This window comes from Mycobacterium asiaticum DSM 44297 (assembly GCF_000613245.1).
Taxonomy (GTDB): Bacteria; Actinomycetota; Actinomycetes; order Mycobacteriales; family Mycobacteriaceae; genus Mycobacterium; species Mycobacterium asiaticum.
The window spans coordinates 637,281-652,461 of the sequence record NZ_HG964939.1 but is presented as its reverse complement, the minus strand read 5'-3'; the positions used below and the strand labels follow the sequence as shown (position 1 = coordinate 652,461).

15 protein-coding genes and 2 pseudogenes are annotated in these 15,181 nt (G+C 66.6%); 11 read left to right on the top strand and 6 right to left on the bottom strand.

The features are described from left to right. From BN972_RS27100 to BN972_RS27085, 4 genes and pseudogenes are all read left to right on the top strand, one after another. On the top strand, positions 1-1,102 hold a 1,102-nt coding region (locus tag BN972_RS27100; RefSeq protein WP_036365654.1), incomplete at its 5' end, for an MCE family protein. Positions 1,103-1,112: 10 nt separating this feature from the next. Next, positions 1,113-2,793, top strand: a pseudogene (locus tag BN972_RS27095) (virulence factor Mce family protein). 39 nt (positions 2,794-2,832) lie between these two features. Then, positions 2,833-3,651, top strand: coding sequence for a hypothetical protein (locus tag BN972_RS27090; protein ID WP_036365651.1), 819 nt, complete (start codon positions 2,833-2,835; stop codon positions 3,649-3,651). After that, on the top strand, positions 3,651-4,142 hold the full coding sequence (locus BN972_RS27085) for a hypothetical protein (RefSeq protein ID WP_036365647.1): 492 nt from the start codon (positions 3,651-3,653) through the stop codon (positions 4,140-4,142). Before BN972_RS27090 ends, BN972_RS27085 begins: the two co-directional genes overlap by 1 nt. A 1-nt stretch (position 4,143) precedes the next feature. On the opposite strand, the gene BN972_RS27080 is transcribed toward BN972_RS27085, so the two are convergent. Genes BN972_RS27080 through BN972_RS29005 form a run of 3 tightly spaced genes read right to left on the bottom strand, consistent with a single transcriptional unit; the run spans position 4,144 to position 6,438 of the window. Beyond that, positions 4,144-4,722, bottom strand: a complete 579-nt coding sequence (locus BN972_RS27080) for a hypothetical protein (RefSeq protein ID WP_036365645.1) — start codon at positions 4,720-4,722, stop codon at positions 4,144-4,146. A gap of 52 nt (positions 4,723-4,774) precedes the next feature. Beyond that, positions 4,775-6,274: an alpha,alpha-trehalose-phosphate synthase (UDP-forming) gene (locus tag BN972_RS27075; protein ID WP_036365643.1), complete on the bottom strand. Its 1,500-nt coding sequence runs from the start codon at positions 6,272-6,274 to the stop codon at positions 4,775-4,777. Further along, positions 6,274-6,438 carry a hypothetical protein gene (locus tag BN972_RS29005; RefSeq protein WP_099051228.1) on the bottom strand — a complete coding sequence of 55 codons (165 nt, stop codon included), beginning with the start codon at positions 6,436-6,438 and terminating at the stop codon, positions 6,274-6,276. The genes BN972_RS27075 and BN972_RS29005 overlap by 1 nt, the downstream gene beginning before the upstream one ends. 139 nt (positions 6,439-6,577) lie before the next feature. Between BN972_RS29005 and BN972_RS27070 the strand changes: the two genes are divergently transcribed. The 5 genes and pseudogenes from BN972_RS27070 to BN972_RS27055 all read left to right on the top strand — a co-directional run bounded on the left by BN972_RS27070 (position 6,578) and on the right by BN972_RS27055 (position 10,952). After that, positions 6,578-7,522, top strand: coding sequence for an enoyl-CoA hydratase (locus BN972_RS27070; RefSeq protein ID WP_036366065.1), 945 nt, complete (start codon positions 6,578-6,580; stop codon positions 7,520-7,522). A 53-nt stretch (positions 7,523-7,575) separates the two neighbouring features. Further along, the gene (locus tag BN972_RS27065) at positions 7,576-8,409 is read left to right on the top strand and encodes an SDR family oxidoreductase (protein ID WP_036365640.1); all 834 of its coding nucleotides are present in this window, start codon (positions 7,576-7,578) and stop codon (positions 8,407-8,409) included. Between the two features lie 215 nt (positions 8,410-8,624). After that, a pseudogene (locus tag BN972_RS30725) lies at positions 8,625-9,392 on the top strand (cellulose binding domain-containing protein); the annotation flags it as partial. 135 nt (positions 9,393-9,527) lie between these two features. Further along, on the top strand, positions 9,528-10,139 hold the full coding sequence (locus BN972_RS30720; protein ID WP_235192614.1) for a GH12 family glycosyl hydrolase domain-containing protein: 612 nt from the start codon (positions 9,528-9,530) through the stop codon (positions 10,137-10,139). 27 nt (positions 10,140-10,166) lie between these two features. After that, entirely contained in the window at positions 10,167-10,952 is a 786-nt protein-coding gene (locus tag BN972_RS27055; protein ID WP_036365637.1) for an SDR family NAD(P)-dependent oxidoreductase, read from the top strand. 256 nt (positions 10,953-11,208) lie between these two features. Here the strand turns inward: BN972_RS27055 and BN972_RS27050 are convergent, their stop codons facing one another. Further along, entirely contained in the window at positions 11,209-12,765 is a 1,557-nt protein-coding gene (locus tag BN972_RS27050) for an LCP family protein (protein ID WP_036365635.1), read from the bottom strand. 247 nt (positions 12,766-13,012) lie between these two features. Between BN972_RS27050 and BN972_RS27045 the strand changes: the two genes are divergently transcribed. Next, on the top strand, positions 13,013-13,675 hold the full coding sequence (locus tag BN972_RS27045) for an LppP/LprE family lipoprotein (protein ID WP_036365632.1): 663 nt from the start codon (positions 13,013-13,015) through the stop codon (positions 13,673-13,675). A 58-nt stretch (positions 13,676-13,733) separates the two neighbouring features. Then, positions 13,734-14,465, top strand: coding sequence for a DUF2510 domain-containing protein (locus BN972_RS27040; protein WP_036365629.1), 732 nt, complete (start codon positions 13,734-13,736; stop codon positions 14,463-14,465). 18 nt (positions 14,466-14,483) lie between these two features. Here the strand turns inward: BN972_RS27040 and BN972_RS27035 are convergent, their stop codons facing one another. Both BN972_RS27035 and BN972_RS27030 read right to left on the bottom strand, forming a co-directional pair. Next, entirely contained in the window at positions 14,484-14,861 is a 378-nt protein-coding gene (locus tag BN972_RS27035; protein ID WP_036365627.1) for a hypothetical protein, read from the bottom strand. A 12-nt stretch (positions 14,862-14,873) separates the two neighbouring features. Continuing rightward, positions 14,874-15,113 (bottom strand): hypothetical protein, encoded by a 240-nt coding sequence (locus BN972_RS27030; RefSeq protein ID WP_036365625.1) that lies wholly within the window; start codon positions 15,111-15,113, stop codon positions 14,874-14,876. Between the last annotated feature and the right edge of the window lie 68 nt (positions 15,114-15,181).

Below are 15,181 nucleotides of genomic sequence, written 5' to 3'. Positions count from 1 at the left end.
TGGCTGTTCCTTCGGCGGACTCAACTCGCTGAACATGCCGGGCACCGCCGGCCACGGCAGCGGCGCATTCTCGATCACCATCGAGCTGCCCGACGTGGCCACCCTGCCGCAGAACTCCCCGGTCATGGTGGACGACGTCACCGTCGGAAGCGTGTCCGGGATTGCGGCCGAGCAGCGGGCCGACGGATCCTTCTACGCCGCGGTCAAGCTGGCTCTGGACAAGACCGTGAATCTGCCGGTGAACGCCACCGCCAAGGTCGCGCAGACATCGCTGCTGGGATCGCTGCATGTCGAATTGGCCGAGCCGACCGACCAACCGGCGTCAAAGGCCAAATTGAAGGACGGGTCCCGCATCCCGGAGTCCCGCACGGGGCGTTTCCCGACCACCGAGGAAGTGTTCTCGGCGCTGGGCGTGGTGGTCAACAAGGGCAATGTCGGTGCGCTGGAAGAGATCACCGAGGAGACCTATCGGGCGGTCGCCGGCCGGCAGGGACAGTTCCGCGACCTGATGCCTCGACTCGCCGAGCTGGCGTCCGGTCTCAACCGGCAGGTCAACGACATCATCACCGCGGTGGAAGGCCTGGACCGGTTCTCCTCGATTCTGGCACGCGACAAGGACAATCTGGGCCGTGCGCTGGACACATTGCCGGACGCGCTCCGGGTGCTGAACAAGAACCGGGACCACATCGTCGAAGCGTTCTCGGCGCTGCGCAGACTGGCGTTGGTCACCTCCAACGTGCTGTCGAAGACGAAGGTCGACCTGGCCGCAGACCTCAAAGACCTTTATTCGGTGATCAAGGCGCTCAACGACAGCCGCAAGAACTTCGTCACCGCCTTGCAGATCATGCTGACGTTCCCGTTCCCGAACTTCGGCATCAAGCAGGCGGTGCGCGGCGACTACCTCAACGTGTTCACCACGTTCGACCTGACGCTGCGCCGCCTCGGTGAGACCTTCTTCACCACGTCCTATGCGCTGGACCCAAACATGATGCACATGGAGGAGGTGCTCAATCCGCCCGACTTCCTGACGGGTGAGTTGGCCAACCTGTCCGGACAAGCGGCCGACCCGTTCAAGATTCCGCCCGGCACGGCGACGCAGTAGAGGCGGGACCATGATCGACAGACTCACCAAGATCCAGCTGGCCATCTTCGGGGTGATCACCGTCATCACCCTGGTCGTGATGGCGATCTTCTACCTGCGGTTGCCGGCCACGTTCGGTATCGGGACCTACGGCGTGAGCGCCGATTTCGTCGCCGGTGGGGGTCTGTACAAGAACGCCAACGTGACCTACCGCGGTGTCGCGGTAGGGCGCGTCGAGTCGGTGGAGCTCAACCCCAACGGTGTCACCGCGGCCATGCGGCTCAACAGCGGGACCCCGATTCCGGCCAACGTCACTGCCACCGTCAAGAGCGTGTCGGCCATCGGCGAGCAGTACATCGACCTGGTGCCGCCCAAGAATGCGGCGCCGGGCAAGCTGCGCAACGGTTCAAAGATTGACCGGAGCAACACTCGCATCGGCCAGGACGTGGCCGACCTGCTCAAGCAGGCAGAGACTCTGGTCAACAGCCTCGGCGACACGCGGTTGCGTGAGCTACTGCACGAGGCATTTGTCGCGACCAACGGCACCGGCCCGGAGCTGGCCAGGCTGGTCGAATCGGCCCGGCTGCTGGTGGACGAGGCCAACGCCAACTATCCGCAGGTCTCGCAGCTCATCGATCAGGCGGGCCCGTTCCTGCAGGCCCAGGTGCGTGCCGGTGCCGACATCCGGTCGCTGTCGGACGGATTGGCGCGGTTCACCTCCGAGGTGCGCCAAGCCGACCCCCGGCTGCGTGACACGTTGGCCACCGCACCCGGCGCGCTCGACGAGGCCAACAACACCTTCTCCGGTATCCGGCCCTCGTTCCCGGCACTGGCGGCGAACATGGCCAATCTCGGTCGGGTGGGCGTCATCTATCACAGGACGATCGAACAGTTGCTGGTGGTTTTCCCGGCGCTGTTCGCCGCCATCACCACCGCGGCCGGCGGCCAACCCCAGGACGAGGGCGCCAAGCTGGACTTCAAGCTCGACCTGAACGACCCGCCGCAGTGCAACACGGGCTTCATACCCTCGCCGTTGATCCGCACGCCCGCCGACGAAACGGTGCGCGAGATTCCGCGCGACCTGTACTGCAAGACCGCACAGAACGACGCCAGCGCGGTGCGCGGCGCGCGCAACTATCCCTGCCAGGAGTTCCCGGGCAAACGAGCCCCAACGGTGCAGCTGTGCCGGGATCCCCGCGGGTATGTGCCGACCGGCACCAACCCGTGGCGCGGGCCGCCGATCCCCTACGGGACGCCGGTCACCAATGGGCTGAACATCCTGCCGCCCAACCACTTCCCGTTCGTTCCCCCGGGAGCCGACCCGGATCCGGGCATCCCGGTCGTCGGTCCGCCCCCGCCCGGGGTGACACCCGGTCCCGGACCAGCGCCGCACCAGCCGGCCTATGACCCGCCGCCACCCAATGACAGCGGGCCGCCCCCGGGCAACCCGTCCTGGATGCCGCCGAACTATCCGCCGCTGCCGCCGCAACTTCCGTACCCCAGGTATCTGGAGGCGCCGCCGCCGCCGGTGGGGACGGGGCCGGCACCTGGCCCGCAGCCGCAGGCCAGCGGTCCGGCTTACACCACCTATGACCCCACGACCGGCGTTCCAGGATCCGGCGGGCGGCACTGGTATCTTCGCGTCCGGTATCGCCGGTACCGCCAGCGCGGAGAACTGGGTGGACTTGATGCTCGCCCCTAAACCCTCGTGATCAGAGCGCTTTGACGACACACGCTTCGATGGATCAGTAGTGGCAGAACAGCAGTCGACGACGCAACGCGTCCGCCGTCGGGCATCGCGTGCGGCGGGCCCGCCGAAAGCCGTGGCCGACGCGGCCGACCTGTCCGAGGCGTCGGCCAGCCCGGAAACGACCGTCACTGTCGAGGCCAAAGCCGACACAACAGCGGATACCGAATCTGCCTCCAAAGGCAAAGGCAAAGGCAAAGGCAAAGGCAAGTCCAACACCCGGGCCAAAGCCAAGGCGAAGGCCAAGGCCGCCGCCAAGAAGGCCGGCAAGTCGCCGACGACCCTGCGCCCGCCGCCGCGACGCCGGGCACACGCCGCACTGGTCGGCTGGGTCTCCCTGGCGGCCGCGGTGCTGACGATCGCCGGGCTGGCCTGGGGCGTGACCGTGCTGGTGCTGCAGCACCGCGACGCGCAGGCGCGACAGGCCCGGGAGCAGCGTTTCGTCGACACCGCCAGGCAAACGGTGGTCAACATGTTCAGCTACACGCCGGAAACCATCGACGAGGCGGTCAACCGGTTCGTCAACGGCACCAGCGGCCCGCTGCGCGGCATGCTCAGCGCCAACAACAACGTCGACAACCTCAAGGGGCTGTTCCGGTCCACCAACGCGACGTCGGAGGCGGTGATCAACGGGGCCGCGCTGGAAGGCATCGATACGGTCAGCGACAACGCGTCGGTCCTGGTTGCGGTGCGCGTCACGGTCGCCGACATCGACGGCGTGAACAAACCCTCCATGCCCTACCGATTGCGGGTCATCGTCCACGAGGACGAGTCCGGCCGGATGACCGGCTATGACCTGAAGTATCCCGACGGAGGCAACTGATGCGCTTGCTGCGGTGGTTGTTCATCACCGCTGGAAGTTTCGCGGTCACGCTCGTGGTGACGCTGTCGGCGCTCGGCGGCTGGTACTACTGGCAGCGGGTGGAAACTCAGGGCGAGCAGGCGGCGCGGGCGGTGCTGCCGAAGCTGGCCGAGAAAGAGATCCCGCGCTTTTTCGGCTACGACTTCCAGACCGTCGAGCGCACCCTCACCGACGCCTATCCACTGCTGACACCCGACTACCGCCAGGAATTCAAAAAGGGCGTCAACGAGCAGATCATCCCCGAAGCCAAGAAGCGTGAGGTGGTGGTCCAGGCCAACGTCGTGGGTGTGGGAGTCATGGCCGCCAAACGCGATTCGGCCTCGGTGATGGTGTACATGAACCGCATTGTGACCGACAAGTCTCGCCAGCCGCTTTACGACGGCAGCCGGCTACGGGTCGACTTCAAGCGCATCGACGGCCAGTGGCTGATCGCCTACATCACGCCGATCTAGCTCAGAAGCAGATCGCAATCTCGTTGCACCGCAACGGGTATCGCTCGACCGGGCTGGGGGGCGCCCCGGCCAGCGCCAATGAGAACGGTTCTTTCTTCATGTCCGGCTGCAGCCCGCAGACCGCGCCGTGCAGCGTGGTGTGGGTGCCGGTCAGGGTTTCGTCGCTGAACGCGTAGGTCTCGCTGGTCGGCGCGTAGCTGCCGTCCGGACAGGTAACGCCCTCGGATTTGCTGACCTGGAACGTCCACAGCATGCTGCTCATTCGGGCCCGGGAGCTGAAGTTCTGCAGGTGCTCCTCGTGGGTGTTATTCGCCGGAGTCGTGCTCACCACGTTCAGCGCGCAGTTCATCGCCCAGACAATCGGATCGGAGTAGTCGTTCATGTTGCGGGTGCCGGACGGCTGATCGCACAGCGCCGAGATGGTCCAGCTGGCGCCGGAGACACCGGCCTGCTGGTAGGCGTAGGTGCCATCCGCCGGTGGGCCGATCGCGTTGGCCGGGCTTTCCGAGTCCAGTGCCATACCCGCTGCGATCGCCGTGCTGACGACAGCGCCGGCGGCCAGCCCACGACGGAGGTTCACTCGCCCAGTATCACAGCCATCGGCCACCAACACCAAGGCTTTGCCGTGCTCGTTATCCCTCACCGGCCGAACGCGGTTCGGCCAACGCATCCAGGAACGATCGCGCCCACCGGTCCACGTCATGCGCGAGCACCTGGCGCCGCATCGCGCGCATCCGGCGCCGCCCTTCCTCCTCGGACTGGTTGAGCGCCGCCTCGATCGCATCCTTGACGCCCTCGAGGTCGTGCGGGTTGACAAGATACGCCTGCCGCAATTCCGATGCCGCCCCGGTGAATTCGGACAGCACCAAGGCGCCGCCCAGATCGCTGCGGCACGCGACGTATTCCTTGGCCACCAGGTTCATCCCGTCGCGCAGGGGCGTCACCAGCATGACGTCGCTCGCGACGAAGAACGCGATCAGCTCGTCGCGGGGGACCGGACGATGCAGGTAGTGCACCACGGCATGGCCGACCTCGGCGTACTCGCCATTGATGTGGCCGACCTGACGTTCGATGTCGTTGCGCAGGATCTGGTAGCTCTCCACCCGCTCCCGGCTGGGCGTAGCCAGCTGGATCAACACCGTGTCGTCCCGTTTGGCCCGGCCCTCGGCAAGCAGTTCGTCCAGGGCCTTGAGGCGCACGTCGATGCCCTTGGTGTAGTCCAGGCGGTCGACGCCGAGCAGGATCTTGCGCGGATTACCCAGCTCTGCCCGGATCTCGCGGGCCCGGCGGCGGATGTTGCGTTCGCGTGCTGCGTGATCCAAGGCGCCGGAGTCGATGGAAATCGGGAACGCGCCGACCCGTACGGTGCGCGACTGGTACTCCACCTCACCGAACCGGGAGCGCACCCCGACCGACCCGCGGGAGGTATTGGCCCCGATCAGTTGCCGGGCCAAGACGAGGAAATTCTGTGCGCCGCCGGCCAGATGGAACCCGACCAAATCGGCGCCGAGCAGACCCTCGATGATTCGGTTGCGCCAGGGCATCTGCCGGTACAGTTCCACCGGCGGGAACGGGATGTGCAGGAAGAACCCGATGGTCAGGTCGGGTCGCAGGTTACGCAGCATTTGCGGCACCAGTTGCAGTTGGTAGTCCTGCACCCAGACGGTGCCGCCTTTGGCGGCCGCCCGTGCGGTGGCCTCGGCGAAGCGGCGGTTGACGTCGACGTAGCGCTCCCACCATTCGCGGTGGTAGATAGGCTTGACGATGACGTCGTGATACAGCGGCCACAGCGTGGCGTTGGAAAACCCTTCGTAGTACTCCGCGACGTCCTCGGAGCTCAGCCACACGGGGTGGAGCTGCAGCTCGTCCTGGACGATCGGCTCCGGATCGGGCTCCACGTCGTCGCTGACCAGACCGGGCCAGCCGATCCAGGCGCCACGGCGTTTGCGCAACAACGGCTCCAGGGCCGTGACCAAGCCCCCCGGACTGCGCTTCCAGGTGGTGCTGCCGTCAGGCAGCCGTTCGAGGTCGACGGGCAACCGGTTGGCGACTACGACGAAGTCGGAGTCCCCGTAGCCCGTCGGCTTATCCGGGCTCTTGGCCTTCGAGGTGCGACCGCCCCCGGAAGCCATCAGCTCTCGTGCTTCGCCGGCCCAATACCGAGCATGGACAGAAAGACGCGGCACTCATCGGCGTCGTTCGCATACGCGGCGACGACCCGCCTGGCCTGGCTCGCGGTGCTGTCGGCCAGCGGTTCCACGTCACCGATGTCGCCATGATCCGTTTTTGTTGGCATCAGCCAATGCTATGTCAAGCGGCGGTTGAGCCTGCTGCGAGCACCTCTTTGGCCCTCTGGTCACACGGCCCGGCCACGACCCGCTTACACAGTGGCCGTAATCTGTAACGGCAAGCCGGTGACAAGTGAGGTGGGCGGAATGACGATTTCCGATCAGGCGAACGCGCAGGATGGCAAGGCGGACACAGCCGAGGCGCCGGAATTCGTCGCCTACGAAACCTTGGACGAGGGTCGTATCGCGCGGATCTGGCTGAACCGGCCCGACGCCCACAACGCGCAGAACCGCGGTTTGCTGGTTCAGCTCGACGAGGCGTTCTCCCGGGCCGAGGCCGACGACACCGTGCGGGTGGTGATCCTGGCGGCGCGCGGACGCAACTTCTCCGCGGGTCACGACCTGGGCTCGGAGGCGGCGTTGCTGGAACGCACACCCGGGCCGCAGCAACACCCGACCTTCCGCTCGCACGGGTCCACCCTCGAACCGATCGTCGAGAAGCTCTACCACCAGGAGTGGCACTTCTTCTTCGAGAACACCCGGCGTTGGCGCGATCTGCGCAAGATCACCATCGCCCAGGTGCAGGGCAACGCCATCTCGGCCGGCCTGATGCTGATCTGGGCGTGCGACCTGATCGTCGCGGCCGACAACGCCAAGTTCAGCGACGTGGTGGCGGTCCGGCTCGGCATGCCGGGCGTCGAATACTACGCGCACCCATGGGAATTCGGGGCGCGCAAGGCCAAAGAGCTGTTGTTGACCGGTGATTCGCTGGACGCCGACGAGGCCTACCGGCTGGGCATGGTGTCCAAGGTTTTCCCGGTCGACGAACTCGAGGAGAAGACGCTGGAATTCGCGCGGCGCATCGCTGAGCGCCCGACCATGGCGTCGCTGTTGGTCAAGGCCTCGGTCAACGCTGCGGCCGACGCGATGGGATTCACCGAGGCGCTGCGCCATGCGTTCCACGTGCACGAGCTCGGGCATGCGCACTGGGCTGCGTACAACGAGAATCGCGCGCCGGTCGGACTGCCGCCCGACGTCGAGGATTGGCGCACCGCCCGCCCCACCAAGGTTGCCCGTCGCGATACCCCATAGCGCCCATGGTTCGATAGCTAGAACCTGTTTCAGTTTCGGCGGAAGGGCCCCGGGTGCAGCTTTCATTCCAGGACCGCACGTACTTGGTCACCGGCGGGGGTAGCGGCATCGGCAAGGGGGTGGCTACGGGCCTGGTGGCGGCGGGCGCCTCCGTCATGATCGTGGGCCGTAACGCCGACCGGCTGGCCGGAGCCGTCGAAGAAATCGAGGGGCTGCAGCTGCCCGGCTCAGTTCGGTACGAGCCCACCGACGTCACCAATGAGGACGAGGTCGCCCGCGCGGTCGACGCCGTCACGGCGTGGCACGGGCGCCTGCACGGCGTCGTGCACAGCGCCGGCGGCTCCCTGACCGTCGGGCCGATCACCCATACCGATTCCGAGGCATGGCGACGCACCGTCGACCTCAACGTCAACGGCACCATGTACGTGCTCAAGCACGCCGCGCGCGAGCTGGTGCGTGGCGGCGGCGGGTCGTTCGTCGGGATCTCGTCGATCGCCGCCAGCAACACCCACCGCTGGTTCGGGCCCTACGGCGTCACGAAGTCCGCGATCGACCACATGATGCAGCTGGCCGCCGACGAACTCGGCGCGTCCTGGGTCCGGGTCAACAGCATCCGGCCCGGCCTGATCCGCACCGACCTCGTCGATGCCAGCGTCATCCAGTCACCGGAGATCAGCGGGGACTACGCGCAGTGCACGCCGCTGCCGCGGGTGGGCGAAGTCGAGGACGTGGCAAACCTGGCGATGTTCCTGCTCAGCGACGCCGCGAGCTTCATCACCGGCCAGTGCATCAACGTCGACGGCGGCCACATCCTGCGCCGCGGCCCGGATTACTCCGCCATGATGGAGCCGATGTTCGGCGGCGACGCGCTGCGCGGAGTCGTCTGACCGTTTTGCAGTCCGCGGCATTTTGGCGTTACAACAATGCGCCGCAATGACAATTTGTAAAGCTTATTGACAGCGCCCGCTGTCTTGAACAAATGGCGATTCCGCATGCGCTGGCACGATGCCGCTGCTAGGGTCCCTGCGATATATGTTCCGTTATCGGTTCGAGATATGCCCGTTATAGCGCCAATAATGTTTCCTGATCTAAGGAATTTGACATGTCATACGCGATTGTCGAACCGGAGTTGCTGGCGCTGACGGCCGCCGATGTGGCGGGCATCGGCACGACGCTGAATACGGCCAACGCGGCCGCGGCGGCGCCGACAATGGGTTTGTTGGGACCGGGCGCCGACGAGATTTCGACGGCCATTGCCAATTTCCTCAATGCGCAGGCCCGCGAGTATCAGGCGATCAGCACGCAGTTGACGGCGGCCGTCAACGCCCGGTTTGTGCAGGCCTTGGCCGCGGCCGCGCAATGGTATGCCAGCACCGAAGCGGCCCTCGTGACTTCGCTGGTGACTTCGCTGCAAAACGCGGAACGGCAAGTCCAAACCCAACTGCAAGGGATAGCCATCCTGCTTGCCAATGGTGGTCGCCCGCCGCAAACTCCACCCACTGCCGTCCCGACCGAACCCACCACGCCGACCACACCCACGACTCCGACGACGCCGACCACACCCACTGGCCCCACCCCGAGTGGGCTTTCCGCCACCTATACAACCGCCTCGCAGTGGGACGGCGGCTTCATCGGGAAGTACACGATCACCAATTCCACCGCCGCGCCGATAAACAATTGGCAGTTGCAATTCACCATGCCCACCGGCTCGGCGGTCACGAGCGCATGGGGTGGGCAGCTGGCGTCGTCGGGGCAGCAGTACACCCTCACCCCGGTCGAATACAACGGCACCATCGCGCCGGGCACTTCGGTCGACGTCGGCTTCCAGGCCGCACACAGCGGCGCCTACGCCCCACCCACCAACCCGCTGGTAAACGGCAACCCCGTCACGACCACTCCGACCACTCCGACCACTCCGACGACCCCGACGACGCCGACCACCCCAACGGGCGGCACGGTCATCTCGACTCAGTACGGGACGACGACGGTCACCGGCGGTTACGTCGTGCAGAACAACGCCTGGAACAACCCGGCCGGCCAGACCATCAATGTCACCCCCACCGGTTTCTCCATCACGCAGATGAACGGGTCGGCGCCCACCAACGGGGCCCCGCTGGGGTACCCGTCCATTTATGAGGGGGTGCACTACGGCACCTCATCGACGGGCACAAACCTGCCGATCCAGCTGGGTCAGATCAATTCGGCGACCACCAGCATCGACTACAACTACGTCCCGACGGGCACCTGGAACGCGTCCTACGACATCTGGCTGGACTCCACCTACACCACCACCGGCGTCAACGACCAAGAGATCATGATCTGGTTCAACCATCAGGGCCCCATCCAGCCTGTCGGCGCTCCGGTGGGCAACGCGACGATCAACGGCAAGACGTTCGTCGTCTGGGACGGCAGCAACGGACAGAACAACGTGATGTCTTACGTCGCCACTGAACCGATCGAGGTCTGGACCTTCGACGTGATGGACTTCGTCGACCACACCAGCACCATGGAGTCGATCAACGACTCGTGGTATCTGACCAGCATCCAGGCCGGCTTCGAGCCGTGGAGCGGCGGCGTGGGCCTGGGGGTCGACTCGTTCTCTGCGAACGTCAACTAACGGCGCGACGGGCGTTACGCTCGTGCCGTGAAACGACTGGAAGGCCAACGAATCCTGGTGACCGGCGCCGGGTCCGGCATCGGTCAGGCCACCGTGGTGCGCCTATTGGATGAGGGCGCCGTAGTGGTGGGCGCCGACATCGCGGCGGACGGACTGGCCCGCACCCGGGACAAAGCCGGAGCGGCCGGTGATCGGCTGACCACCTACGAGATCGACGTCGCTGACGAGCAGTCGGTCATCCAGGGTGTGCGCTCGGCCGTCGACACTCTGGGCGGCCTGGACTCTCTGGTCAACGCGGCGGGCATTCTGCGGGCCGCCCACACCCACCAAACCACCCTCGAGTTGTGGAACAGCATCATCGCCGTCAATCTCACCGGCACCTTCCTGGTGGTCCGCGAGGCGCTGCCGAGGCTGCTGGACAACCCGCGCAGCACGATCGTGAACTTCAGCTCCACCTCGGCCGCCTTCGCCCACCCGTATATGGCGGCCTATGCGGCCAGCAAGGGCGGCGTCCAGTCCTTCACCCACGCGCTGGCGCTGGAATACGCCCGCGCCGGGCTGCGCGCGGTATGCGTGGCGCCCGGCAGCATCAAGTCCGGCATCACCGACGCCACCGGCGGCTATATCCCCAAGGATGCCGACTGGACGTTGTTCAGCCGACTGATGCCGATCCTGCCGACCACCGAAACATCCAGCGGCGCCGGCATGGCGGACCCGTCGGTCATCGCGGGCGTCATCGCGATGCTGGTGTCGGAGGACGGTGCGTTCATCACCGGGACCGAGATCCGCATCGACGGCGGTACCCACGCCTGATTCGCGGCATAGCCCGGGTCCCAGCCCGCCCCGCGCGCGAACGTCACGCCAGCGCAACGGTCAACGTCGACAGCCACGCCATCGTGACGCTCGGAGGTAGGACCTTCGTAGGTAGGACCTTCGCCGATGTATTGAGCCCGGGTCCCAGCCCGCCCCGCGAGCGTCACGCCAGCGCAACGGTCAACGTCGAACGCCACACTGGCGTGACGCTCGGCGGGTTAGCGACTACCGGCGGCCACCCGGCGAGCACCCGCGGCTAGTTCACGCAGGGCACCCCGCCGCCATCGATCGGCTTGCCGTGATCGGGCGTCGGGTAGGTGGTGGCGGTGCCGTTGTAGTAGTACGTGTTTGCCTTGCTGGTCGTCGTAGTCGTCGAAGTCGTCGTAGTTGTCTCGTCGGCGTCGGGCAGGGAGAAGTTGGTGTCCACGGTCACTCGAATGTGCCCCGGCGAGATGCTGGAATCCGGCTGCTTGGGGGCGTCGACGCCGAGCACGGTAGCGATGTTCTTGGCGTCGGCTTCGGCGCCCGGCCCGTACTGGATCGTTGTGTACGACGGGTCACTCGACTCGCGGTCGCGGACCTGTCCGGCGGTGTAGCCGCGCTTCTTCAGGGCGCTGGACAGCTGACTGGCCATGCCGCTGATGCTGCCGGCGTTGACCACGTCGACGACGGTCGACGGGTTGGGCTTCGCGCTCGTCGTGGCGGGGGCCGTGGACGGCATCGCCGTGCCGAACGCCGCGGCGACCTCGGCCTTGATCGCGGCCTGGTCGATGATGTTGACGTCCTGGCCGTCGATGTTGTCGTAGCGGACCACCGGCAGCGTGCGGAATTCGAGGTTGCCGCCCGCCAGTTCGCCCATCCGGCGGAACAGGCCCTCGTCCCAGCCGGCCGACAGCACCACGTCCTTTCGGGCGACGGCCATCAGGCTGTTCAGCCGGTCCAGGTTCGTGAAGGTGCCCGAGTCCTGCAGGTCGTGCATCACCGACGACAGGAACGCCTGCTGGCGGTGGGTCCGGTCCAGGTCGCCGTTTTCCAGGCCGTGCCGCTGCCGCACGAACGACAGCGCCTGAGAAGCGTCCAGTCGCTGACGACCGGCGGGGAAGTCGGCCCCGGAGTACGAGTCGTAGACGGGATGGTTCAGACACACCTCGACCCCGCCCAGCGTCTGGGCCAGGTCGTAGAAACCGGCCAGGTTGATCTCGGCGAAATAGTCGATCGGGACGCCGGTCAGACTGCGCACCGCGCGTAGCGTCGCGGCCCGGCCGGCTTCGCGGCCCCGCGCCTCGAGTTCGCGCTGCGAGCTCACTCCCTGGTTGGCGAGCTGGTTGGCGATGTACTGCTTGGTGAGGCCGTACGCTTCCTTGATCTTGATGTGGTTGTAGCCCGGAACCCCGTTGAACGGCACCCAGTCGTCACGCGGGATAGAAAACGCGACGACCTTTCCGTCGCCGCCCACGTGCACCAGGATCAGCGTGTTGGTGTTGTAGCCGCCCTGATCGGAATCCCCGGCGTGCAGGTGCTTGAGGATGGACCAGGGCAGGTCGTTGCCCTCCTGGTCCTTACGGGAGTCCAGCCCGATCAACAGGATGTTCATGCTGTCGCCGGTCGACCGCGGGTCCTCGGCAGTCAGCGCCTGCGAGATCGTAATGCCGCCGAGCGCGCCGTGTGCCACCCAGTAGCCGGCGCCCGTCATCCCCACCGCGACCGCCGAGGCCAGCGCCATGACGGCGCGCGACAACCGTTTGCGCACCCGCGACGGCTGCTTGGCGACACGTTGATTCTTCAGGCGGTGCGCACCGCCCGAACCCCCCATTAGCGCTCCCGACCAAGCACCGTCGCACCGGCCGGCGCGCGGCCGGCGGTTTGCGGTGAAGTCGTTCGGCGCATGCCGTCTAGTATGCGGTAGCTTGCTGTGCGGCCCCAACACGAAGTCGCTGATGTGGGCAGGCTCACCAGCGTCTGTAGCCCGCCTCGGCGTCGCTAAACTTTTGTGACCAGCGCGTTCGGCTACAATTCGGCAAGTTCGGTGGGGATCTCCACGAGAAAGGTCGGCATCTGGGATGGTTGCTGAGGACGTCGATCCCGACTGGCCGCCGCCCGCCTATGACCCGTCCGACAACCTGGATACCACCCCCCCATCGACGGGCCGGGCCCGTTGGCTGGTCGCTGCGCTCATCGCTGTTGTCGTCGTGATCGCCGCCGTGGCGGCGTACGTGGCCAAGGGTGCGGACAGCCCCCAACCGCCGCCCGAGTCACCGCAGCAGACCGCTGCTGCCGCACCGACGTCCGCCGCGGGCAGCGCACCGACGGGCCCGTGCGGACCCGAGCAGGCAGCGGCGCTCGCCGCGGCGCTGAGCAAGGTCCCGCCGGACCGCAAGACCGGCAAGCAATGGGACGCCAAGGTGTTGTCCGGCAATTACGACCCGTGCGCCGAGCTGTCGGGACTGGTGGTGACCGTGCGCGACGCGACCCGCAGCGCCCCCGACCTGGCGCTGTTGTTCCACCGCGGCGCATTCGTCGGGCCCGCGACGCCGAATGCGTACTCATTCACCGAACTCGAGGCACCGGCATCCAACGGCAATACCGTGGTGCTGACCTATCGGACCGGCCAGAGCTGTGACAGCTGCCCCGACGGCACCCTGACCACGGTCGGATACCAGTGGCGTGACGACAAGGTCCAGATGCTCGACACACCCCCGGTGTCGCTGGATTCACCGCCGTGAACCGTGCCGTATTGAGTAATTGATCCGCCCGCCTTCTCCCGCATCGAATGGAGCGACAGTGCCAACTTCGCCACCGGCAGGCTGGTACATCGATCCCAAGGGGTCCGACGGCCGGCGGTACTGGGACGGCGCCCGGTGGACCACACACCGACGGCCGTCGGGGGCGCCCACCGGCCTGGCAGCCCGGCTACGCAGGGGCTGGACGGCGCTCCCGATCGCGCTCCGGGTGGTGCTTGTGCTGGCAATCGCGGTGGCGCTGGTCGCCGTCGGCTTCACAGCGTTCGCATCGTCGCCCCGAGACGACTGGGCACGGCTGCCGAACCGCCTGAGTTGCCGCACCGAGAGCGGGCCCGTTCCGCCGCCCAAGATCACGGTGTCCTCGGTGGACGTCAAGCACCCGCGGGGCAGCGTGCTGCAACTCGCGGTTCGGTTCGCCGAACCGCTGCCCCCGGTACCCATTGGGACCCGCGCGACCCGGTTCGTCGGTTACGTGTTGACGTACAGCGTCGCCAACAACGGCACCCCGTTCGCCGAGCTCGGTCCCGAACCAGAGACCAACGACCTCGCCATCACCAGCACGCGGGCGGCCAGCCCGGGGGAGAACCGGATGCGGTTCGACCGGGACACCAACGCCCGCATCACCGCGCCGGACACGGTCGAGATGCTGCTCGACCTCAACCGATTCGACATCGCCGACCAACCGGTGTCCCCGGAGCTGACGTTGCGCGCTGTGTTCAATACACCGTCGACGACGACCGTCCAGTTCGCACCGCAGGTGTGCCGCGCCTGACCGGACGCCCGGCAGACGTCAGCAGTACTGATAGTCGATGTGCCAGCGGCCGTTGACGTAGTCGGCGACGAAGTGGCCGCCCAGACTGGGATCTGCGTCGTTGACGTTCCCCGAGCCGCCGGTGCCGGGTTGGAACCCGGGCGGATCCCAGGTGACCGACTGCGGGTCGGCCGGCAGGTCGGGCGTGCAACTGGCCTGCTTGGCGACGTAACCGTCGACGACGCGGCGTTCCGCGGTGGCCTGGTCGGCGCCGTCGGCAGGCGGCTCGGAAGGGCACAGGTAATGCGCGGCGCAGAAACCCTCGCTGGCGGTGACGAGCGCGACGTTCGTCACCGGTACCGACGCGAGGGCACCGCCGAGCATCAGCGCCGACACGACCAGCGCAGCTATCCGCACCTGTCCTCCCGTCTATTTGACTCTCTCGACCTCTTCGCCTGATGTGTAGAACACCGGGATGTCCGAGCCCAACACATTCTCCAGCAGGAACACCGCCACCGGCTCGACTTCGTAGTAGTAGTGGACGTTGCCGTCGGCGTCCACCGCGGTCGCGCAGGTGCGGCCGGGCGCGCCACACCGTTGCTTGATCGGCACGGCCAGCGCCGCCGCCACCAGCAGCACGGATATCCCGATTACCAGGGGCGTTCTCATCGAAATACGAACCTCATTTCGTCAAGCCTGCCCTGACCGCAGTGTACGACCGGCCGCGGCAGTAGGTT